The organism is Bradyrhizobium sp. th-b2 (assembly GCF_000426785.1).
Taxonomy (GTDB): domain Bacteria; phylum Pseudomonadota; class Alphaproteobacteria; order Rhizobiales; family Xanthobacteraceae; genus Bradyrhizobium; species Bradyrhizobium septentrionale.
Window position 1 is genome coordinate 44,236 of the sequence record NZ_AUGA01000040.1, and the last position, 21,739, is coordinate 65,974.

At 64.8% G+C, this 21,739-nt stretch carries 16 protein-coding genes and 1 pseudogene; 8 read left to right on the forward strand and 9 right to left on the reverse strand.

Features of this window, described 5'->3' with window-relative positions; all coding sequences use genetic code 11:
• Window positions 1–55: 55 nt before the first annotated feature.
• The 3 genes from K359_RS0133400 to K359_RS0133410 form a co-directional block, all read right to left on the reverse strand.
• Window positions 56–268 carry a hypothetical protein gene (locus K359_RS0133400; protein ID WP_029083208.1) on the reverse strand — a complete coding sequence of 71 codons (213 nt, stop codon included), beginning with the start codon at window positions 266–268 and terminating at the stop codon, window positions 56–58.
• A 110-nt stretch (window positions 269–378) separates the two neighbouring features.
• Entirely contained in the window at window positions 379–600 is a 222-nt protein-coding gene (locus K359_RS0133405) for a cysteine rich repeat-containing protein (protein ID WP_029083209.1), read from the reverse strand.
• 38 nt (window positions 601–638) lie between these two features.
• Window positions 639–1,451 (reverse strand): cysteine rich repeat-containing protein, encoded by an 813-nt coding sequence (locus K359_RS0133410; protein ID WP_029083210.1) that lies wholly within the window; start codon window positions 1,449–1,451, stop codon window positions 639–641.
• A gap of 260 nt (window positions 1,452–1,711) precedes the next feature.
• On the opposite strand from K359_RS0133410, the gene K359_RS0133415 reads away from it, so the two are divergent.
• Both K359_RS0133415 and K359_RS0133420 read left to right on the forward strand, forming a co-directional pair.
• Window positions 1,712–2,869 (forward strand): efflux RND transporter periplasmic adaptor subunit, encoded by a 1,158-nt coding sequence (locus K359_RS0133415; protein WP_063618973.1) that lies wholly within the window; start codon window positions 1,712–1,714, stop codon window positions 2,867–2,869.
• Between the two features lie 9 nt (window positions 2,870–2,878).
• The gene (locus K359_RS0133420; RefSeq protein WP_029083212.1) at window positions 2,879–6,049 is read left to right on the forward strand and encodes an efflux RND transporter permease subunit; all 3,171 of its coding nucleotides are present in this window, start codon (window positions 2,879–2,881) and stop codon (window positions 6,047–6,049) included.
• 317 nt (window positions 6,050–6,366) lie between these two features.
• Here the strand turns inward: K359_RS0133420 and K359_RS0133425 are convergent, their stop codons facing one another.
• The gene (locus K359_RS0133425) at window positions 6,367–7,368 is read right to left on the reverse strand and encodes an NADP-dependent oxidoreductase (RefSeq protein ID WP_029083213.1); all 1,002 of its coding nucleotides are present in this window, start codon (window positions 7,366–7,368) and stop codon (window positions 6,367–6,369) included.
• A 217-nt stretch (window positions 7,369–7,585) separates the two neighbouring features.
• Here K359_RS0133425 and K359_RS0133430 point away from each other — a divergent pair, with 217 nt between their 5' ends.
• A complete protein-coding gene (locus tag K359_RS0133430; protein WP_029083214.1) occupies window positions 7,586–8,875 on the forward strand; it encodes a dicarboxylate/amino acid:cation symporter in 1,290 nt (429 codons plus the stop codon).
• A gap of 12 nt (window positions 8,876–8,887) precedes the next feature.
• A complete protein-coding gene (locus K359_RS0133435) occupies window positions 8,888–9,817 on the forward strand; it encodes an amino acid ABC transporter substrate-binding protein (RefSeq protein WP_051346551.1) in 930 nt (309 codons plus the stop codon).
• Window positions 9,818–9,965: 148 nt separating this feature from the next.
• On the opposite strand, the gene K359_RS0133440 is transcribed toward K359_RS0133435, so the two are convergent.
• Window positions 9,966–10,901, reverse strand: a complete 936-nt coding sequence (locus tag K359_RS0133440; protein WP_035977563.1) for a RimK family alpha-L-glutamate ligase — start codon at window positions 10,899–10,901, stop codon at window positions 9,966–9,968.
• A 297-nt stretch (window positions 10,902–11,198) separates the two neighbouring features.
• Here K359_RS0133440 and K359_RS0133445 point away from each other — a divergent pair, with 297 nt between their 5' ends.
• The 4 genes from K359_RS0133445 (at window position 11,199) to K359_RS0133460 (ending at window position 15,537) form a co-directional block, all read left to right on the forward strand.
• Complete coding sequence (locus K359_RS0133445; RefSeq protein WP_029083217.1) at window positions 11,199–11,972, forward strand: ferredoxin--NADP reductase; 774 nt, start codon at window positions 11,199–11,201, stop codon at window positions 11,970–11,972.
• A gap of 230 nt (window positions 11,973–12,202) precedes the next feature.
• The gene (locus K359_RS0133450; protein ID WP_029083218.1) at window positions 12,203–13,072 is read left to right on the forward strand and encodes a patatin-like phospholipase family protein; all 870 of its coding nucleotides are present in this window, start codon (window positions 12,203–12,205) and stop codon (window positions 13,070–13,072) included.
• Between the two features lie 345 nt (window positions 13,073–13,417).
• Window positions 13,418–15,043: an FMN-binding glutamate synthase family protein gene (locus K359_RS0133455; RefSeq protein ID WP_029083219.1), complete on the forward strand. Its 1,626-nt coding sequence runs from the start codon at window positions 13,418–13,420 to the stop codon at window positions 15,041–15,043.
• Between the two features lie 185 nt (window positions 15,044–15,228).
• The gene (locus tag K359_RS0133460) at window positions 15,229–15,537 is read left to right on the forward strand and encodes a hypothetical protein (RefSeq protein ID WP_029083220.1); all 309 of its coding nucleotides are present in this window, start codon (window positions 15,229–15,231) and stop codon (window positions 15,535–15,537) included.
• An 82-nt stretch (window positions 15,538–15,619) separates the two neighbouring features.
• On the opposite strand, the gene K359_RS0133465 is transcribed toward K359_RS0133460, so the two are convergent.
• The 4 genes and pseudogenes from K359_RS0133465 to K359_RS53710 form a co-directional block, all read right to left on the reverse strand.
• Window positions 15,620–17,086: an FAD-dependent monooxygenase gene (locus tag K359_RS0133465; protein ID WP_029083221.1), complete on the reverse strand. Its 1,467-nt coding sequence runs from the start codon at window positions 17,084–17,086 to the stop codon at window positions 15,620–15,622.
• 410 nt (window positions 17,087–17,496) lie between these two features.
• Complete coding sequence (locus tag K359_RS0133470) at window positions 17,497–19,485, reverse strand: carbohydrate porin (RefSeq protein WP_029083222.1); 1,989 nt, start codon at window positions 19,483–19,485, stop codon at window positions 17,497–17,499.
• Between the two features lie 310 nt (window positions 19,486–19,795).
• Window positions 19,796–20,035 (reverse strand): hypothetical protein, encoded by a 240-nt coding sequence (locus tag K359_RS0133475; RefSeq protein ID WP_029083223.1) that lies wholly within the window; start codon window positions 20,033–20,035, stop codon window positions 19,796–19,798.
• Window positions 20,032–21,670 (reverse strand): annotated as a pseudogene (locus tag K359_RS53710) (NRAMP family divalent metal transporter). The gene K359_RS0133475 and the pseudogene K359_RS53710 overlap by 4 nt, the downstream one beginning before the upstream one ends.
• Between the last annotated feature and the right edge of the window lie 69 nt (window positions 21,671–21,739).

Consider the following 21,739-nt stretch of genomic DNA (forward strand, 5'->3'; position numbering starts at 1 on the left):
CGGGAACGCCAGAGGGAAAATGCGCGAGGCGGCTATCCTGTTGGCGCTGAAGGGCTCAGTAGCAGCGGCGGACCTTCACGCCGCCGACCCACACCCAGCGGCAGCCGGCGACGACGGGCTTGCGGACGACGACGGCGCCGCGCGTGCCGGCGCATCCGGCGCGATAGACGCCGCGGGCGCAAACCGCCGCGTTGGCGTCGGAGGGTTCAAAGGTCATGGTCGCGGCAAAGGACAACAGGGCCGCGGCGATCAGCAGAAATGAACGCATAATATTCCCTCTCCCGGGGTGAGGCTTGATTGGCCTGTGATTGATCAACAAGGTGCTACGGCTCCGTGACCGGCAATCGCCGGGCACATGTCGTCTCACCGCCTGCGCGGCTATTTCTTTTCCGCCTCCGCCAGCACCTTCTTGCAGGCCGGCGTCAGCTTGTCGCTCTGCTTCGCGAGACAGGCGATGATGCGCCCGCCGCCGGGCGTCACGCTCTTGCAGAACTTCTCGTAGTCGCCCATGCAGGCGTCGCGTTGGGCGTTGGTCAGCTCCTGGGCGTAGACGGCGGTCGTGCCGCAGAGCAGCGCGGCGGTCAGGACAATACGCAGCATCGTTGGCTCCCTTTGCGGTCAGTCACGTGACAACAGGATTACCGCGCCGCGAACGGCGCCAGCACGTCGCGGCATTCCGGCGAGAGCGAGCCGGCATTGGTCGCCAGGCATTGCAGGATTCGGCCGCCGCCGGGTTGGACGCCGCCGCAGATCGAGCGGACATCGGCGCCGCAGGCCGAGCGCAGCACGAACAGTTCTTCGCGCGTGCGCATCGGCCGCAGCACGATCACGGTCGGCGCTGCCGCCGGTGCCGCGGCTGGCGCAGCCGTCGTCGCAGCAGCGCCGGCGGCCGGCGCGGCGCCACCGCCGGCGGCGGCCACGGCCTTCTCGCAGGCCGGCGAGAGTTTTGCCTTGTTCTTCTCAAGGCATTGCAGCGCCGGCGCGCCGCCGGTCGGCACACCCGCGCAGACCTTGGGATAATCGGAGCGGCACGCGCTGCGGATCGCGGAAATCTGCGCGTTGGACGGCGCCCCGGACGCCTTCGGCGCGGCGGCCTCAGCGGCGGGCTTGGCCGCCGTCGCCGGAGCTGCGTCGGTCTTGGCTGCATCGGTCTTGGCTGCCGCGGGCGCGGTATCCGCCTTTGGCGCCGCGGCCGGCGCTTCCACTGCCTTCACGGCGCTGGCGCAACCCGGTGCGAGGCTTGCCATGTTCTTCTGCAGGCATTGCAGCGACGCTTCGCCGCCTGGCGGAACGCTCGAGCAGTGCGCGATATAATCATTGCGGCATTGTGACTTGATGGCGTCGCGCTGCGCCTGGCTCGGCGCCTGCGACATCGCCGGTGCGGTGCTCATCATTGCCGCAAGCGCAAACCATGCGGATAGCTTCGTTGCTCGTGTCAACGCATTGATCATCTGACTAAATCCTCTCGTCGCGCCGGAAGCCTCCGGCTCAACTGAACTGCGCTCTGAAAAAGTCTTGCTCTAACAACCTTCGCGAGCGGCATCATTTTCGGTTTCGAGTTCCGCTGCAAGCGGATTGTTGCTATGAAAGAACCAGGCTGATTTTTTTCGTTCGCTTCGACATCTCTTCTATCTTTGAATTAAGTCATTTGAATTGAGGCTCGGAAATGAGGCATGCGTGCGCATCGGCACATTTCATGTGGAGCAATTTTGTGCGGCTGCGAAACGCGCCACTGACGCGTTCGGCTTTCGTCATATCGGCCTTTGTCAGTTTAAGTGCCTGCGAGCAAAACAGTTTTGTTGCGCCTCCGCCACCCAAGGTCGAGGTTGCGCCGCCGGTGCAGCGCGCCATCACGCGCTATCTGGACGCCACCGGAAACACCGCGCCGATCAAGACCGTCGATCTGGTCGCGCGCGTGCAAGGTTTCCTGCAGTCGATCAATTATCAGGACGGCGCCCAGGTGAAGGACGGCACCACCCTGTTCACGATCGAGCCGGAGACCTACAAGCTGAAACTGGAGCAGGCGCAGGCGGCCGAAGTCGGCGCGCAGGCGACGCTGAAGCAGGCCGACGCCGACTTCAAGCGGCAGACGGATCTGGTGCAGCGCCAAGCGGTCTCGCAGTCGACGCTGGATAGCTCGACCTCGGTGCGGGACAACGCGCAGGCCAGTCTGCAGCAGGCCCAGGTCAATACCAAGATCGCCGCGGTCAACTACGGCTACACCAATGTGGCGGCGCCGTTCGACGGCATCGTCAGCAACCATCTGGTCTCGGTCGGCGAACTGGTCGGCGTGGCGTCGCCCACCCAGCTTGCCACCATCGTGCAGCTCGACCCGATCTATGTGAATTTCAACGTTAGTGAACAGGACGTGCAGCGGGTGCGCGACGAAGCGCGCCGCCTCGGCATGACGGTCAACGACATCAGACAGCTGCCGGTCGAGGTCGGCCTGCAGACCGAGACCGGCTATCCGCACAAGGGCAAGCTCGATTACGTCTCGCCGACCGTCAATCAGTCGACCGGAACGCTGCCCGTCCGTGGCTTGATACCCAATCCGGATCGCGTGCTGCTGCCGGGCTTCTACGTCCGTGTTCGCGTGCCGTTCACCAAGGAGGAGAACGCGCTCCTGGTGCCTGACGTCGCGATCGGCAGCGATCAGGCCGGCCGCTACGTGCTGGTGGTCAACGCCGACAATGTGGTCGAGCAGCGCAAGGTGACCACCGGGCCGCTCGACGGAGGGCTGCGCGTCATCGAAAGCGGGCTGAAGGCAGACGATCGCGTCGTGACCGCCGGGCTGCTGCGCGCGATCCCCGGGCAGAAGGTCGATCCGCAGGTGCAGAAGGGCGACGCGGCGCCGACACCGGCCAAATAGGGGCGCGCCATGATCTCGAAATTCTTCATCGAGCGCCCGGTCCTTTCCAACGTCATCGCGATCCTGATGATCCTGCTTGGCGGCGTGGCGCTGTACAATCTCGCGGTCGCACAATATCCCGACGTGGTACCGCCGACGGTGCAGGTGACGACGCGCTATCCCGGTGCATCGGCCAAGACGGTGGTCGACACCGTGGCGCTGCCGATCGAGCAGCAGGTCAACGGCGTCGAGGACATGCTGTACATGCAGTCCTACAGCGGCGCAGACGGCACCTACACGCTCACGGTGACCTTCAAGATCGGCACCGATCTCAACTTCGCGCAGGTGCTGGTGCAGAACCGCGTCTCCTCGGCGCTGTCGCAGCTGCCGACTTCGGTGCAAAACCAGGGCGTCACGGTGCAGAAGAAGTCGACCTCGATCCTGCTGTTTGTGACGCTGACCTCGCCGAACAAGACTTACGACAGCCTGTTCCTGTCGAACTACGCCACCATCAACATCCGCGACGAGCTGTCGCGCCTGCCGGGTGTCGGCAACGTCACGGTGTTCGGTGCCGGGCAATATTCGATGCGGGTCTGGCTCGATCCGAACAAGCTGCAGGTCCGCGGGCTGGTGCCGCAGGACGTCATCCAGGCGATCCAGCAGCAGAGCCAGCAGGTCACCGCCGGTCAGGTCGGCGCACCGCCGACGCCGGCGGGGCAGGCGTTCCAGTACACGCTGAACGTCAACGGCCGGCTCGACGACAAGAGCCAGTTCGAGGACATCATCGTCAAGACCGGCACTGTCGGCGACGTCACCCGCGTCCGCGACGTCGGCTGGGTCGAGCTCGGTGCGCAGACCTACAGCCAGATCTTCTCGCTGAACCAGAAGCCGGCGACCGGCATCGGCGTGTTCCAGTCGCCGGGTGCCAATGCGCTGCAGGTCGAAAAGGCGGTCGAGAAGAAGATGGCGGAGCTGGCCAAACGGTTCCCGCAGGACATCAGATACGACACACCGTTCGACACCACCAAATTCGTCAACGCCTCGATCGAGGAGGTCTACAAGACGCTGATCGAGGCGGGCTTGCTGGTGCTGGTCGTGATCCTGGTCTTCCTGCAGGACTGGCGGGCGATGCTGGTGCCGGCGACCACGGTGCCGGTCACGATCATCGGCGCGTTCGCAGGCATGGCCGCGCTCGGCTTCACCATCAACCTCTCGACGCTGTTTGCGATTGTGCTGGCGATCGGCATCGTGGTCGACGACGCTATCGTCGTGGTCGAGGGCGCGGCGCATAGTATCGAGCGCGGCATGTCGGGCCACGACGCCGCAATCAAGGCGATGGACGAATTGTTCGCGCCGATCGTCGGCATCACGCTAGTGCTGATCTCGGTGTTTTTGCCGGCGGCGTTCCTGCCGGGGCTGACCGGGCGGATGTACGCGCAGTTCGCGCTGGTGATCGCCGCGACCGCGCTGCTCAGCGCGGTCAATGCCGCGACGTTGAAGCCGACGCAATGCGCGCTGTGGCTGCGTCCGCCCGCGCCGCCCGAGCAGCGCAACTTCTTCTATCGCGGCTTCAACGCGGTCTATGACCGGCTGGAGCGTGGCTATACACGCGTCGTCGGCGGCATTGCCGGGCATGCCAAGACCTCGGTCGCGGTCGCGCTTGTTATCATCGGGCTCGCCGGCTACGGCCTGTCGCGGGTGCCGACCGGATTCATCCCGATCGAGGACCAGGGCTATCTGCTCGCCGCGGTGCAGTTGCCCGATGGCTCAGCGCTCGACCGTACCCAGCAGGTGCTCGACAGGGTCACCGAGATTGCCCGCAAGACGCCGGGTGTCGACCAGGTGGTCTCGATCGCCGGCATCTCCGCGCTCGACAACTCCTCGAGCCTCGCCAATGCCGGCGTCGCCTACCTGATTCTGAAGGACTGGAGCGCGCGCGGGCCGGGCGAGGATCTGCGTTCGCTGGTCTACGGGCTCAACGACAAGCTCGCGGTGATCCCGGAGGCGCGCATCCTGGTGATCCCGCCGCCGCCGATCCAGGGCATCGGCAATGCCGCCGGCTTTGCCATGCAGGTCGAGCTGCGCGACGGCAACGCCGACTACGGCAAGCTGCAGGCGGTCACCGGGGCGATCGTGGCCAATGCCCAGACCCAGAGCGCGCTGCAGCGGGTGCAATCGTCGTTCCGCTCGATGGTGCCGCAGTTCGATGTCGAGGTCGATCGGATCAAGACCCAGATCCTGCACGTCACCACCGACCAGATCTTCGCGGCGCTGTCGACCTATCTCGGCGCCAGCTACGTCAACCAGTTCACCAAGTTCGGCCGCACCTTCCAGGTCTACACCCAGGCCGAGGCACAGTACCGCCTGTCGCTGCGCGATATCGAGAACATGATGGTGCGCAACAGCAATGGCGACATGATCCCGCTCGGCACGGTGGCGAAGATCACGCCGTCGGTCGGGCCGTCGCTGATCAGCCTCTACAACCTCTATCCGTCCGCCACCATCATCGGTCTGCCGGCGCAGGGCTATTCGTCCGGCCAGTCGATGTCGCTGATGGAGGAGATCGCGGCAAAGACGCTGCCGCCGGGTTCGGGCTTCGAGTGGACGGCGATGTCGTATCAGGAGAAGGAGGTCGGCGGCCAGATCTACTATGTGTTCGCGCTGGCGCTGTTGCTGGTCTACCTCGTGCTCGCAGGACAATATGAGAGCTGGTATGCGCCGATCTCGGTGATCCTGGCCGTGCCGTTGTCGCTGCTCGGCCCGACGCTGGTGCTGCTTAGCCTCCGGATCGAGAACAACCTCTATACCCAGATCGGCATCATCCTGTTGATCGCGCTGTCGGCCAAGAACGCGATCCTGATCGTCGAGGTCGCGCTCGAGCACCATCTGCGTGACGGGCGGTCGGTCCTGGACTCGGCGATCGATGCGGCGCGCGCCCGCTTCCGGCCGATCCTGATGACGTCGTTCGCCTTCATCCTCGGCGTGCTGCCGCTGGTGCTCGCGACCGGCGCCGGCGCCAACGCCCGCAAGTCGATCGGCATCACCGTGTTCTCCGGCATGATCGCCTCGACCTGCCTCGCCGTGCTGTTCGTGCCGGCATTCTTCGTCGTGGTGCAGACGTTCGAGAACTGGCGCAAGGCGAAAAAGGGCCAGGTCGCCCCGCCGCAAGCCGCACCGCAGGCGCCAGGCACGGTGCATTAGGGCCGCGCAACCCAATCCATCCCCGTCACCCTGAGGGGGCCGCGAAGCGGCCGTCTCGAAGGGCGAACGGTCCGGCTTTCTCCGCGCTGCCGCAGCCGGGCCGTGCATCCTTCGAGGCGCGCAAGGGCGCGTACCTCCAGCGACAAAGGCGAAGCCTTTGCGCGGGGATGACGGGATTGGGCTGCGTAGGGTGGGTTAGCCGACTACGTGCGCCGTGGCTCAACGAGCGCAGGCGGAAGGCGTAACCCACCGTGCCGCGGGGATAGAAGTGGTGGGTTACGCTTCGCTAACCCACCCTACGGCGTCGTACTTCCCGCCTATACCTTCACCATGCGCTTGCCGCGGTTCTCGCCGGCCAAGAGCCCGATCAGTGCTTGCGGGGTGTTCTCGATCCCGTCGATCACGTCCTCCTGCACCTTGAGCTTGCCCGAGGCGACCCAGGACTGCAGGTCGGCGAGGGCGGCCTGGCTCTGGTCCATGTAGTCCATCACGATGAAGCCCTGCATGACGAGCCGCTTCACCACGATCAGGCCGGGTACGCCGCGCGGGCCGTGCGCGGAGGGGACGCCGTCATATTGCGAGATCGCGCCGCAGCAGGCGATGCGGCCGCGATTGTTCATCTGCGCCAGACAAGCCTCCAGGATGTCGCCGCCGACATTGTCGAAATAGACGTCGATGCCCTTCGAGGCGGCGGCGCGCAGCGCTTTGTAAGTGGCGCCGTCCTTGTAGTCGACCGCGGCATCGAAGCCGAGCTCGCTTGTCAGCCAGTGGCACTTGTCCTTGCCGCCGGCGATGCCGACGACCCGGCAGCCCTTGATCTTTGCGATTTGCCCGACGATCGAGCCGACCGAGCCCGCGGCGGCCGACACCACCACGGTCTCGCCCTCCTTGGGCTTGCCGACATGGAGCAGGCCGAAATAGGCGGTCAGGCCGGCGATGCCGTACACGCTGAGCAGATGCGTCATCGGCTCGAGCTTCGGCATCTTGGTCAGATGCCTGGCGGGCACCGCGGCAAAATCCTGCCAGCCGGTGTCGCCGAACACGATGTCGCCCGGCTTCAGGCCGGGGTCCTTCGACGCCACGACTTCGGCGATGCCGCCGCCGGCCATCACGGTGTTGGCCTCGACCGCGGCGCGGTAGGTGGCGCCGTGCATCCAGGCGCGGTTGGCGGCGTCGAGCGAGATGTAGCGCGTTCGCACCAGCGCCTCGCCGTCTTTCGGCTCGGGGATCGCACCGTTGGTCAGACGGAAATGCTCGGGGCCAAGCTTGCCGGTGGGCTTTTCAACAAGCAGGATCTGGCGATTGAAGGTATCGTTCATTGGCGGTGTCTCCCCTCGCGTTGGTCGTTTCGCATGCAGTTTGACTGCGGTGCGCGCAGCTCTCTGCACAGATTGTGCGCTGCATGAACGCTAGTCCTCGCGCTGGCATTCCACAACGGGAACATTTCGGCAAAGGCCCGCTCGGCGCGAAGCGTGTTGCTTAGCTGCGTAAATCTGCCACACTTGCCGTTCGTCGGGAACTTACGGGGGTAAGAGAATGTCGAACAGGTTTACGCAGTACATCCTGATTGCGATGGTCCTTGGCATCGCGATGGGGACGATTGTCTTCAACTATTTTCCTGACAGCCGTGCCGAGATCGCAGCAGACGTCAATTTGATCGCGATGCTGTTCCTGCGCCTGATCAAGATGATCATTGCGCCGCTCGTGTTCGCAACCCTCGTCGGCGGCATCGCCCATATGGGAAGCGGCGCCCGTCTCGGCCGCATCTTCGCCAAGACCATGGGCTGGTTCGTCACCGCATCATTTGTCTCGCTGCTGCTCGGCCTCTTGATGGTCAATTTGCTGCAGCCCGGCGCCAACTTCCCCGGCACGCTGCCCGACAAGGCGCAGTCGACCGGCCTGCCGGTGTCGGCTTTCTCCTTTGAAAAATTCTTGACCCATTTGATCCCGACCTCGATTGCGGACGCGATGGCGCAGAACGAGATCCTGCAGATCGTGGTGTTCGCGGTGTTCTTCGCGGTCGCGCTCGGCGCCATGCCTGAGCGGGCCAAGCCGATCATGGGCCTGATCGACGACCTCGCGCACATCATGCTCAAGGTCACGGGCTATGTGATGCTGTTCGCCCCGCTCGCGGTGTGGGCAGCGATCATGGCCACCGTCTCGAAGAACGGCCTCGGCGTGCTCTGGAAGCTGATCGTCTTCATGGGCGGCTTCTATCTCTCGCTGCTGATTCTGTGGAGCATCCTGGTCATCGTCGGGTTCATCGCGATCGGGCCACGCTACAGCCATCTGCTGCGGCTGATCCGCGAGCCGCTGATGATCGCGTTCTCGACCGCCTCCTCGGAAGCGGCCTATCCGAAGACGCTGGAGGGGCTGAACCGGTTCGGCGCCTCCTCGCGCATCTCGGCTTTCGTGCTGCCGCTCGGCTACTCCTTCAACCTCGACGGCACGATGATGTACTGCACCTTCGCCAGCATCTTCATCGCGCAGACCTACCATATCGAGATGTCGCTCGGCACGCAGCTCGCGATGCTGGCGACCTTGATGATCACCTCGAAGGGCGTGGCCGGCGTGCCGCGCGCCTCGCTGGTGGTGATCGCCTCGACGCTCGCGCAGTTCAACATCCCCGAGGCCGGGCTTTTGATGATCATGGGCATCGACACCTTCCTCGACATGGGCCGCAGCGCCACCAACGTGATCGGCAACTCGCTGGCGACTGCGGTGGTTGCGAAGTGGGAGGGCGAGCTGAAGGCCGAGCACGAGCTCGGGCCCGACGACGCGGTGCCGCAGGATGCGGTGCCCGGCGCCGTGATGGCCGGCCATTGACGGGAGGCATGCATGCATCGCGCCCGCTGGAGGCCGATACGGGCTGAGAGGCTACTGCTGTCAGCATGTCTGCTGGCGGCAGGCCTGCTCGCTGGTCCGGTGTCCGCACAGCCGGCGAGCGAGGGGCTCAGTCCCACGCTCGCCAACATCAAGGCCACGCACACGGTGCGGATCGGCTATCGCGAGAGCTCGCCGCCGTTCTCGTTCCTCGATCACTCGAACCGTCCGATCGGCTACAGCCTCGAGCTGTGCGATGCGATCGTCGAGGAGATCGGGACCGAGGTCGACGACGCCAACCTCAAGGTCGACTATGTCAAGGTCACTTCCGACGACCGCATTCCGGCGGTCGTCGACAAGAAGATCGATCTCGAATGCGGATCGACCACGGCGAATGCCGAGCGTGGCAAGCTGGTCGCGTTCTCGCCGCTGATGTTCGTGGCCGGCACCAAGCTGATGGTGCCGAGGGCCTCGGGCGTCACCCAGGTCGGCGACCTGAAGGGCAAGACCGTGGTGGTGACCAAGGGCACCACCAACGAGCAGGCGATGCACAATGTCGACGCCAAGCAACAGCTCGGCCTCAACATCGTGACCTCGCCCGACCACGAGCAGTCCTACCAGATGCTGGTGGACGGCAAGGCCGATGCGTTCGCGACCGACGACATCCTGCTCTACGGCCTGATCGCGCGGCACAAGTCGCAGGACAAGTTCCGCGTCACCGGCGACTATCTGTCCTACGATCCCTACGGCATCATGTACCGCAAGGGCGAGCCGCAGATGAAGGCCGTGGTCGAGCGCGCGTTCCGCAGGCTCGCCTCGAACCGCGACATCGTCCCGCTCTACAACAAGTGGTTCGTCGCCCGCCTGCCGACCGGCGAGAAGCTCAACGTCGCGATCTCGCCGCAACTCGAAGAGGCCTTCAAGGTGCTCGACGAGAACCAGTAGGGGGGCGGGATCAACACCAATGTCGTCCCGGCGAAGGGCCGGGACCCATAACCCCAGAACTATGTTGTTGATGTGAGCTGGGGCCCCAGCATCGCGCAACAACATGCATTTGTGATTTTGGGTCCCGGCCTTCGCCGGGACGACGAGGTTACGCGAACACCTGATCCAGCGCTGCGGAATACGCCGCCTCGACCAGCGCCGGATGACGGCGGCCCAGTGCTTCCATCTTCACCCCCGAATTCACCTCGAGGATTTGCCACGCGCCGTCGGCGCGCACGACGTCGATCGAGGCAAAGCGGATGCCGACGGCCTGCGCGGCCTTGATCGCGAGCGCGACGCAGGCGTCGCGCGTCGCAGCGTCAGTGAGCAGAACGGGCTCGGCGCCGGCATCGAGATTGTGCCGCCAGTTGAGCAGCCGCCGTTCGCCGGCGGGCGGAATGGCGTCGAGCGCGGCGGCGTCAAAATCCTCGGTGATGGTCTTGAGCTGCTCTGCCGTCGCCGCCGCCTGCGCCAGCGCCCGCAGTGAGTGAATGCCGTCGCCAACCATTGACGGGCGCGTCTTGCCGTAGACGATCAGCGCGCGATCATCGAGCAGCACCACGCGCACCTCGTCCTTGATCTCGACATAAGGCGAGATCGCAAGACTCGGATGCGCGGCGAGGATGCGTGCGATCGCGGTCTCCAGCTGCCCGCGCGTCGTGACGCGGAAGACCAGCTCGCCGGATGTCCCCTCATTGGGTTTGACGACAAGCCCGCGCGGATGCTCCTCGAGCAGACGCTGCATCGCCTCCAGCGAGTCCGATCCCGGGATGTGCTTGCTGAGCTTCGCGCCGAGAACCAGCGTGTGCGGAATGGCTGATACGCCGGCCGATGCCAGCACCTCGGCGCAGGCCGATTTGTCGTTGGCGACCTGATGCGCGACCGCGCTGTTCAGCCCGATGTCGTAGCCGATCACGAGCCGCCGTTCGCTGCCCCTGGTCATGATGACCAGCCAGCCGCCGGAGCGCATCTCGACCGCGATTTCGCGCGCCAGACAATATTTTTTGATGGTTTCCAGGAAGATTCGCTGGCTGATCAGGACCACGAGATCATTTTCCCTTCGCCGCCGTTTTCGTAGCAATTAATTGCCAGATCGATGGCGATCTCAGCAAGTAAATTACGTGCAGCACCACGCGTTAACGATGTCGTGGTTGAACCTCTGCGCGAAATCGAACGACTGCCATTCCGAGATCGCAATTGCACGCCAGTTGATCTTGACTATCTCACGTAGAGGCGCAATGGACACGCGAGATATTCAGTGATTTCGGCCACTTCTGCGCCGTCGCGAGCAGTCTAGAAATCAAACCATTCTAAATCTGGTCAGTCGAGAAAACGAAAACACATGAGCGCGTTCTATCGAGAGAAAGTTCTTTCCGTTCAGCACTGGACCGATACGCTTTTCAGCTTCCGGGCGACCCGCGATTCCGGTTTCCGCTTCCAGAATGGGCAGTTTGCCATGATCGGCCTCGAGGTCGAGGGCCGGCCGCTGCTGCGCGCCTATTCGATGGCGAGCGCCAATCATGAGGAAGAGCTCGAGTTCTTCTCGATCAAGGTGCAGGACGGCCCGCTCACCTCCAAGCTGCAGAAGATCCGCGAGGGCGATACCATCCTGGTCGGCCGCAAGGCGACCGGCACGCTGATCACCGACAATCTGATTCCCGGCAAGCGGCTGATGCTGCTGTCGACCGGCACCGGCCTTGCGCCGTTCGCCAGCCTGATCAAGGACCCCGAGGTCTATGATCACTACGATCAGATCCTGCTGGTGCATGGCTGCCGCCAGGTCTCCGAGCTCGCCTATGGCGAGGAGCTGGTCGCCAAGCTGCGCGACGACGAATTGTTCGGGCCGCTGCTGTCCGAGAAGCTGTCGTACTATCCGACCGTGACGCGCGAGCCGTTCCGCAACCGCGGCCGCATCACCGACCTGATCACCTCCAACCAGCTGTTCACCGACCTGCACCAGGGCCCGCTCGACATCGAGACCGACCGCATCATGATGTGCGGCAGCCCGGGCATGCTGGAAGAGCTGAAGCAGCTGTTCGAGACCCGCGGCTTCAAGGAAGGCAGCGGCAACACCCCCGGTCACTTCGTGATCGAGAAGGCGTTCGTCGAGCGCTGATCCTTGTCGTCCCGGCCAAGCGAAGCGCGAGCCGGGACCCATAACCACCGCTACCGATTTGACGAAGGCTGGGGCCCCATCGGGCTTCAGCCTTTTTCATTTGTGATTATGGGTCCTGGCTTTCGCCAGGACGACACTGGTGTGAGTGGCGCCGTTCATTCCCTCGCTGCTATAACGCCCCCAACGCCGCGCAGCCGTTTCCCGAACGCGGCGAGTAAGGGAGCTGCACCTTGTCCATCACCGATCCAGATGCCCCGAAGACCGCCTTTGTGTTTGCCGGCGGCGGCAGCTTTGGCGCGGTCCAGGTCGGCATGCTGCAGGCGCTGGCTGCCCGTGGCGTCGTCGCCGACATGGTGGTCGGCTCCAGCGTCGGCGCGCTGAACGGTGCGTTCTATGCCGGCGACCCGACGGTCGCGGGCGTCGCGCGGCTCGCCGAGATCTGGCGCGGCCTGAACCGGAACGACGTGTTTCCGGTGACCTGGCGGACGCTGGTCGGTTTCCTGTGGCGCCGCGACTTCCTGATCCCGCATGACGGCGTCCGCAAGCTGATCGACGACCACATCCCGTTCCGCAATCTTCAGGACGCCCGGATCCCGATCCACATCGTCACCACCGACATCATCAGCGGCGACAGCGTGGTGCTGTCGGAAGGCTCGACGGCGGAGGCGATCATCGCATCGACCGCGATCCCCGGTGCGTTCACGCCGGTGCACTACCGCGATCGTTTCCTGGCCGATGGGGCGATCTCCAGCAACACGCCGGTTCGCGTCGCCGTGAAGCATGGGGCGAAGCGCCTGATCGTGCTGCCGACCGGGCACGCCTGCGCCAACCAGGCGCCGCCGGTCGGCGCGCTCGCCAACGCGCTGCATGCGCTGACGCTGCTGATCGCGCGGCAGCTCGTCAACGAGCTCGAGAACATCGGCCCCGATGTCGAGTATTTCGTCGTGCCGCCGCTCTGCCCGCTGGTCGGCTCGCCCTACGATTTCACCCGGACCTCGGATCATATCGCACGCGCCCTCGACACCACCAACGCGTGGCTGGAGAGCGATGGCCTGAAGGCGGGCCACATTCCGCACGAGCTACAGCCGCACGACCATTAAGCGAACGGCGCTTTCACCTCTCCCGCTTGCGGGGGAGGTCGCATTGCATCGTAGATGCAATGCGGGTGGAGGCTTTCTCCACGGAAAAGAGCCTCGCGTGTGGAGGCACCCCCACCCCAACCCTCCCCCGCAAGCGGGAGAGGGAGCGCAGCCTTCGCGCGGCTCTCCCTCGTTGCACTGCAGCAGATGGGACCAACTTGAATGATCATGACAGGGACACCCGCCCATCCGGGCGGTTGTCACATCTGTGACTGCTCGGCCGTATAACCGTGTAGCACTTGTTCCGCGAGTTGGATTAGGCTCGCGGCCGACAGGGGATTTCAGGCAGACCGGTTGAGGGTTTCCATGGACACGATACTGCTTCCGTTCTCGCCACGCTTCATCGTGCTGACGATCTGCGCCGTCGTCACCGCGCTCCTGCTGCTGGTCGGGATTTTCGATCCCAAGGTGTTCAAGATCGTTCTGATCCCGCTGATCATCTTCGGCGCGCTGACATTGCTCGGCATCCGCGACCTCACCCAGAAGGGCCATGCGGTGCTGCGCAACTATCCGATCTCGGCGCATGTCCGCTTCCTGCTCGAGGAAATCCGCCCGGAGATGCGGCAGTATTTCTTCGAGAGCGAGAAGGACGGCATGCCGTTCTCGCGCGACACCCGCGCGGTGGTCTATCAGCGCGCCAAGATGGTGCTCGACAAGCGGCCGTTCGGCACCCAGGAGGACGTCTACCGCGAGGGCTATGAGTGGATGCATCATTCGGTGGCGCCGAAGCCGCATGCCGACCAGAAATTCCGTATCACCATCGGCGGTCCCGACTGCACCAGGCCGTATTCGGCCTCGGTCTTCAACATCTCGGCGATGAGTTTTGGCGCGCTCAGCCCGAACGCGGTGCGGGCGCTCAATGCCGGCGCCAAGAAGGGCGGCTTCGCCCATGACACCGGCGAGGGCGGCGTCAGCCCCTATCATCGCGAGATGGGCGGCGACATCATCTGGGAGGTCGGCTCCGGCTATTTCGGCTGCCGCAACCGCGACGGCACCTTCAATCCGGAGCTGTTCGCAAGCGTCTCGGGCGACGACCAGATCAAGATGGTCGAGCTCAAGATCAGCCAGGGCGCCAAGCCCGGCCACGGCGGCGTGCTGCCGGCCGCGAAGGTGTCGGAGGAGATCTCCAAGATCAGGGGCGTGCCGATGGGCGAGGACTGCATCTCGCCGGCCTATCACAAGGCGTTCTCGACGCCGCTGCAGATGATGGAATTCGTCGCCCAGATGCGCAAACTGTCGGGCGGCAAGCCGGCCGGCTTCAAGATGTGCATCGGCCATCCCTGGGAATTCCTGGCGATCTGCAAGGCGATGAAGGAGAGCGGGCTCTATCCCGACTTCATCGTGGTCGACGGCAATGAAGGCGGCACCGGCGCCGCGCCGCTCGAATTCATGGATCATTTGGGCATGCCGATGCGCGAGGGCGTCAATTTCGTCCATAACGCGCTGGTCGGCATCGGCGCGCGCGACCGCATCAGGATCGGCGCCTCCGGCAAGATCGCGACCGCCTTCGACATGGCGCGCGCGATGGCGATCGGGGCCGACTGGTGCAATTCGGCGCGCGGCTTCATGTTCTCGCTCGGCTGCATCCAGTCCTTGAGCTGCCACACCGACCGCTGCCCGACCGGCGTGACGACGCAGGATCCGATCCGCAACCGCGCGCTCTACGTGCCCGACAAGATCGAGCGCGTGTACAATTACCACCACAACACGCTGCACGCGCTGACCGAGCTGCTCGCGGCCGCCGGCCTCGAGCACACCAAGGATCTGCGGCCGATCCACTTCTCGCAGCGGAGATCGACCACCGAGGTCTCCTCCTTCGCCGAGCTCTATCCGGCGCTGCGCCACGGCGAGTTGCTCGATGGCACCCAGGACCGCCGCTACCGCGACGCCTGGGCGATGGCGCGCGCGGATTCGTTCCAGCCGGCTGGGTAGGGCGCGTCTCGTTGCGAAAGCGGCAGCAACGAACGACGCCATGCGCGAGCAGGCGACATGGCGGCGCGGCTTTGAGCATTGCCATTCCGCTTGGCTTTCCGATTTGTCATGGACGGCTTCGAACCAGTCCGATGCTGAGCGTGACCGACTATTGACGGTCACTCAAAGGACGAAGGTTGCGAGCCATGAAACGGGCAATCATCATTTCAGTCATTCTGCTGGCAAGCTGCGCTGCTGCGCGCGCCGACCAGGTCGTCAATGAGGTTTACCGAGATCTCATCAGACCGCACGGGCACCCGCGCAGCGCCGCGGTCTCCCAAGCCGCGCTCGATTTTTGCTATGGTCAGACCGGTGACATTCGAGGTCTTGCCGATAGCGCTGCATTCAAGCAGTGCATGCTCGGCCGTGGCTATCGATGGCAAACGACGAAGATCAAGGGCAAACCGGCGCCCGAAAATGGCGTGGACTGGTGCATCGCGCATGACATGTGTTAGCTGGCCGTCGATGGCTGGCAGCCGGGCAGATGCGGAAATTTCCTAAGGCATTCAGCAAGCCCGGCCATGACAGAATGCACTTTCAGACAGCAGGCGCGCCGAACCATGTGGTCAGCGCGTCGGTGAGCCCTGTCCGGGTTTGCTCGCCGACCCACGCCACGTAGCCGTCGGGCCGAACCAGCACGGCCGTCGGCGCCGAAACCGGTCCGACTGCGGGAAGCTCCCACCCGCCGGTGGTGTCGGCGTCGACCAGTTGAACCCGATCGGCCCATCCGGTGATGTCGAAGCTGCCGGGCTCCCCGAAATTGAGCAGCACCGGTCGTGCCTGGTGCAGCAGCGCGAAGACCCGCAGCGGACCGTTTGCGGTGACCAAATCCAGATCGGGCATGCGGCGTCCGAGCAACGGATGGCCACAGCCGAGATCGTAGTGAACGTCCAGGCCCGACATCATCGCGGCGAATTGTTTGCGCGGCTCGTCCGTGCGCAGCAGCTCGGAGACGATCTCGTTCAGCGCCTTGCTGCGCGCATCGGTGCGGCCGAGCGCGACCTGCGCCATGGTGTTGCGCAGCACGCGGGCCGCCACCGGATGCCGCTCGGCATGGTAGCTGTCGAGCAGGCTGTCCGGCGCTGTCAGCTTGACCACCTGGGCGAGCTTCCAGCCCAGGTTCACCGCGTCCTGCACGCCGATATTGAGGCCCTGTCCGCCCATCGGCGGATGCACATGGGCGGCATCGCCGGCCAGCAGCACGCGCTGCTTGCGGTAGGCCACGGCCTGCCGGGTCAGGTCGGTGAACCGCGATATCCAGAGCGGACTGTGGATGCCGAAGTCGGTGCCGTACACGGCGATCAGCGCCTCGCTGATGTCGCGCAGGGTCGGCTCGCTTCCGCCGCCGAGTTGCCGCTCGGTCAACACCACCCGCACCCGCCCGTCTTCGACCTTGCCGATCGCTGAGGTGCCGGTGTCGTCCTGGCGCATGCCCCATTCCGGTTCACCGGACATCCGGGCCTCGGCGTTCAGCCAGCTTTTTGTCGCGTCCCAGCCGACAAATTCGATGCCGGCCGTCTTGCGGATCACGCTGCGTCCGCCGTCGCAGCCGACGAGATATTGTGCGCGGAACGATTGGCCGTCCGACAGCGCAACGTCGACGCCGCTGTCGTCCTGCGTGAAGCCGGTCACCTCGCGCCCGCGATAGATCGGCACCGCGAGCTCGTCGACCCATTCGCCGAGAATGCGCTCGGTATGGGTCTGCCAGAGCCCCAGCGTGTAATTGCGTCGGGTCGGCAGGTCGGTGATATCAAGCGGAACCAGATGCGAGTGGAACAGCACGGCCGGATGGCGCGTCCCCTGCGCCACGAAGCGGTCGGCGATGCTGCGCTGATCGAGCACCTCGATGGTGCGGGCATGCAGCCCGCCGGCGCGCGAGCCGGTGAGATCGCGGCTGGCGCGCCGCTCGACAATCGCAACATCGACACCGGCCAGCGCCAACTCGCCCGCCAGCATCAACCCGGTCGGACCCCCGCCTGATATCACCACCTGATGTTCGTTCATCCCGCACTCCCTCGGTTCGATTGGGCGCGCGTTCTACGGAATGACCCCGGGCTTGCGGCAAGCCCGGGGGGTCTACATATATCTGAGTGGGGAGAGGGTTTTTGCCGCCCCAACCAATCCAGCCATCATTGCCAGAGAATCCGTAGCCCGGATGCAGCGAGGCGCAATCCGGGATTCTTTGCCTCGCGGATAAAGCGGCCGCGGATTTCGTTGCGCTTCATATGGGCTACGCTAGGCTACATGCCGGCGCGACAAACTCGCTGTCGTCCCGGCGAAAGCCGGGACCCATAACCACAGGGTCTTGTGATTGCGATCGCTGTGGCCTCAGCCTGCTTCAGCAATTTACATTGGTGGTTATGGGTCCCGGGTCGCGCTTCGCTTGCCCGGGACGACGAGGGATGTAGCGATCCCTAAAACTCCCCGTGGATGCGGCCGGAGAAGATGTGCACCGGGCCGCGGTCGGCGTTGTAGGCGGGGTTGGTGATGAACTGATAGTCCGCGGTCAAGGTCAGGTTCTTGTTCACCTGATAGGCGTAGTAGGTTTCGAAGATCCGCTCCGGGCTGTAGTTCAGCGCGCCGTCGCCGATCAGGAGGCCGAGGCCGCCGGCGGCGAGGTAGTCGCGATGCGCGGCTGACAGCCCGTTGACCGCACCGCCGATGCCGATCGTGTCGTTGGCCCGTCCCCAACGGCTGCCCTTGATCGACAGGCCGCCGGAGATGCTGCGGTCGACATCGGTGAAGGACAGGATCTCGTTCTGGCCATCGTTCCAGCTGAGACGGCCGAACAGGCCGACATCGGTTGCGATCTGCTGCTCGCCGTTCAGATAGAAGCCGTACTTGAGATTATCCTTGCGGATGCTTGCCATCACGTCGTTGATGTCGAGCCCCGGATTGGCGTCCTCGATCGCGAGCGCCTGGGCGTAATTGCCGGTGTTGCCGCGATTGCCGAACACGCCGACGCGCAATTTGCCGGGCTGGTCGAAGATCGAATAGCGGTCCTCGAACTCCACCACCGCACCGCCGGTGTTGAACACCAGCACGTCGCTGTTCGGCGCATTCGGCACCTGGAACACACCGGCGCGCACCGCCCAGTCCTTGCGGTTGAGCTCGACCACCGCGCCGCGGGTATAGCCGGGCAGATCGGCGGGGAAGTCGTAGGCAGCGGATGCCCACATCGCCCAGTTCATGAAGTCGGCGCGCGGGTCCTTGGCGTAGGAATTGCCGTCGAAGAAATCGCCGACCGCAAAGCGCCCGACCACGACCGTGAGGCGGTCGATGTCGCGCTTGCCCGCGATCTGGTTGGGACCGTCGGCGACGTCTTCCTGCTCGTCGCCGAAACCGAAGGTCTGCTTGAAGTAATAGCGCTGCGGCCGGATCTTCGGATATGGCGCGCCGGCCTTCTGCGCTTCGCCGTTGGAGAAGCCGGCAAGGCCGAGCGTGCCGTTGAGGCCAAAGCCCTGCGCGGTCTCCGGATTGAAGTAGAACTCGCCGCCCTCCCAGAGCCGCAAGCCGAGAAATGCCGTGGTGGTCCAGGTCTGCTGCATCTGCCCGGGGCCGGGAAGGCTGTTGGTGCCGGAATACGGCGAACGGAACGAGGCGTAGCCCTGCGGCAGCAGCGTCGTCTGCGCGTGCACGCTCCAGTCGGTGGATTCAGGCAGCAAGGTCCGCGCCGGCGTCGCCGACCACGGCGAGTCGCCGAACTGGTAGTTCAGGCCGAATTTCAACAAGTGAATGCGCGGGTCGATGCTGACGCCGGGCATGCCGAAATCGGCGAGACCGAGCGTACGGCGCGACAGGTCGATGTAGTCGTATTCGACCTTGGCGGTCCAATTGCCGCTCACCGCAAATTCGGCGCCGGCGCCGGCGGTCCAGCCGGTCTGGTACTGGCCGGGCTCCGAGATCACCTCGCCGTCGGTGTCGTTGACCCTGACCTGGCTGTGTCCCCAGGCGAAGCCGCCGGTGACATAGGGCATCCAGGTGCCGAAGCTGTAGCCGGCACGGCCGCGCACCGTGCCGACATAGTCGATCGACGCGTTGAACGGGCCGAGCGTGCGCCGCGGCAAATCGGTCGGGCCGGTGAATGTCGCATCCGCCTCGACGCCGAGCACGAAGCGATTGGCGAATTCCTTGTTGTATCCAACCTGGAAGCCGCCGATCCCGCCGGTGATGGTGGGCGGAAAGAACACGCCCTGTTCCAGAATTGGGTTGGTGCCGGGGCCGAGCGTGCCGTCGCCATAGCCGACATGAGCGCCGACATAGAAGCCGGTCCAGCTGTAGACCGACCGCGCGGCGGGAGACTTGAGCGCTAGATCGGCCGCAGTCGCCGGCGTGACGAGGGTGGCCGCGCCGAGCGCTGCGCCTGCGGCGATCTGAACCCGGAAGAGGCGGACGCAGGTCATGACGCGGCTTTCGGCGAACGGTTGGCGGTTTCGCCCGGCATCACTGCAGATTTGGCGGCCGCTTGCCACCCGAGATTTGAAATCATCGCCCGCCGTCCCCGGTCCGATCCGTATCGTTCCATCCAATGCCAGATCAGCACCTAGCATCCCCAGTCGCTTATTGCAAATAATTCGCAATAGCAACTGAGGCGCCCCAGATACCTCCTCGATTTGCACGCCACCATGACAGTCACGTAACAGCGCGCGCCGGCCGGCCCTAACAGCCGCGATCGGCCAGGCTTCTGTGGCAAACGGGTCGACGCCCGACCGTTCAATCGATGCCGCCATTCTCTTCGTCCCTCGTTTTGATGAATACCTGCTGCGATGCCCGGCCGAGCACGACTCTGGCGCCGGCCCGTTCGACACATCGCGCCATGGACAGCGCCGTCCGCATCCCGGCGTCTGAAATCACGCGTCGCTGATAGAGCGCGGTCGCGCCGCGCAGGATGGCGCTTGCCAGCCTGAGCAACACGATCGCGCCCCATCGCCGTCCGCGGCTAGGCGCGGTCACGCTCCCACCGTGGCGAGCTGGACGATCCGCAGCAGCACGAGACCGGCGGCGACGACCAGATAGCCACGCAGCACCAGCATCCAGATCCGGCTCAGCGGGCTGAGGCGCGCCTTTGGCAGCCGGTCGAGCGGCGGCATCCGCCAGCTGTCGCGGTCGAACAGCGGCGGCCTCAGTTTGGGGCGGAAGGAGGCGTTACGGTGCGACGACATCTCGTACAGCTTGACGAGCGCGGTGACCGCGAGCGCAAGCCCGCTGCCGCCGACGAGGATGCCGATGATCCATTGCTCGCTGAGGTCGGGGAATAGCACCGCCGCAGTCAGGATCACCGACAGCATCACCCGCGACCACCGCGCCCGTGAACAGGTTCAGCCTGGTCGAGTTGACCCAGGGCCCGAGGATGTGGCGGTCGTTGCACAGCAGGAGCAGGAACACGGTTGCGCTGGGCAACAGCACGCCGGCCAGCGTCTGCACCGCATTGGTGAGCAGCCCGAGCGGCGTACCTGGCGTCAGCACCAGCACGGCGGCGAGCACGATGAGGCCGCAATAGACGGTGTAGAAGCCCTTCGCATCCCACAGCTTGCGGTGCAGCGAATGCTTGACCGCGAACACGTCGCCGATCGCGTAAGCCGTTGCGAGCGAGACCGCCGCCGCGCCGATGATGCAGGCATCGAGCAGCGCAAGGGCGAACAGCACCGCCGGCAGCCGGCCGGCATATTTCTCGAGCCCGACCGCGGTTCCCAGCGCGTCGGTGTAATTTCCGAATTCGGGCCGTCCGGCGAACACCGCCGCACAGAACGAGATGATCGCCACGGCGCCGACCACCACCAGCACGATGCCGATGCACAGATCCATCCGCTCATAGCGGATGAAGCGCGGTGTGATCCGCTTGTCGACGATGTAGCTCTGCTGGAAGAACAATTGCCATGGCGCCACCGTGGTGCCGACGATGGCGACGATCAGCAGCATCACCTCGCTGAGCTTGGCGTCGTGCGGCATCTTCGGCACGAAGAAATCGGCCGCGATCTGCCCGATCGGCGGATGCACCATCAGGATGACCGGCACCAGGAGCAGGCTGCCGACCACCAGCACGATACCGAAGCGTTCGAAGCGGCGGAAGTCTCCGGTCGAGACCGCCAGCATTACGATCGCCGCCGAGGCCAATACGCCCCAGAACTGCGAGACGCCGAGAAAGCTCAGCGCGAGCGTGATGCCGATGAATTCGGTGACGATGGTCAGCGCGTTCAGCACCAGGAGGTCGATGACGCTGAAGGCGCCCCAGAATTTGCCGAAGCGCTCGAAGATCAGCCGCGCATGGCCGACGCCGGTGACTGCTCCGAGCCGCACCACCATCTCCTGGTTGACATAGAGCACCGGGATCAGGAGCAACAGCGTCCACAGCAGCGTGGTGCCGTAATTCTGTCCGGCCTGGGTGTAGGTACCGAACGCGCCGGCATCATTGTCGCCGACCATCACGATCAGGCCGGGGCCGACGATCGCGAGCAGTGTCTTCAGCCGGGCCAGCCAGGTCGCGCGCGGCGCGGTGTCGTCGCGGGCGATGCTGCCGAGCGCGCCATGGATGTCGCCGGCATGCGCGGTATCGAGAATGGCGGTTGGGGTGGTCGTGGTTTCGGTCATTTCGCGTCTCCTCGCCGCCCCCTGGGGCACGGCTGAGGGACGCGGAGCCGTCAGGCGCGCACGTCTCCG

Bases quoted from the DNA above. Each gene is read 5' to 3' on its own strand.
- K359_RS0133455 (WP_029083219.1), top strand. From the start codon at position 13,418: ATGGACACGATACTGCTTCCGTTCTCGCCACGCTTCATCGTGCTGACG.
- K359_RS0133465 (WP_029083221.1), bottom strand. From the start codon at position 17,086: ATGAACGAACATCAGGTGGTGATATCAGGCGGGGGTCCGACCGGGTTG.
- K359_RS0133445 (WP_029083217.1), top strand. From the start codon at position 11,199: ATGAGCGCGTTCTATCGAGAGAAAGTTCTTTCCGTTCAGCACTGGACC.
- K359_RS0133430 (WP_029083214.1), top strand. From the start codon at position 7,586: ATGTCGAACAGGTTTACGCAGTACATCCTGATTGCGATGGTCCTTGGC.
- K359_RS0133420 (WP_029083212.1), top strand. From the start codon at position 2,879: ATGATCTCGAAATTCTTCATCGAGCGCCCGGTCCTTTCCAACGTCATC.
- K359_RS0133405 (WP_029083209.1), bottom strand. From the start codon at position 600: ATGCTGCGTATTGTCCTGACCGCCGCGCTGCTCTGCGGCACGACCGCC.
- K359_RS0133460 (WP_029083220.1), top strand. From the start codon at position 15,229: ATGAAACGGGCAATCATCATTTCAGTCATTCTGCTGGCAAGCTGCGCT.
- K359_RS0133400 (WP_029083208.1), bottom strand. From the start codon at position 268: ATGCGTTCATTTCTGCTGATCGCCGCGGCCCTGTTGTCCTTTGCCGCG.
- K359_RS0133425 (WP_029083213.1), bottom strand. From the start codon at position 7,368: ATGAACGATACCTTCAATCGCCAGATCCTGCTTGTTGAAAAGCCCACC.
- K359_RS0133470 (WP_029083222.1), bottom strand. From the start codon at position 19,485: ATGACCTGCGTCCGCCTCTTCCGGGTTCAGATCGCCGCAGGCGCAGCG.
- K359_RS0133435 (WP_051346551.1), top strand. From the start codon at position 8,888: ATGCATCGCGCCCGCTGGAGGCCGATACGGGCTGAGAGGCTACTGCTG.
- K359_RS0133410 (WP_029083210.1), bottom strand. From the start codon at position 1,451: ATGATCAATGCGTTGACACGAGCAACGAAGCTATCCGCATGGTTTGCG.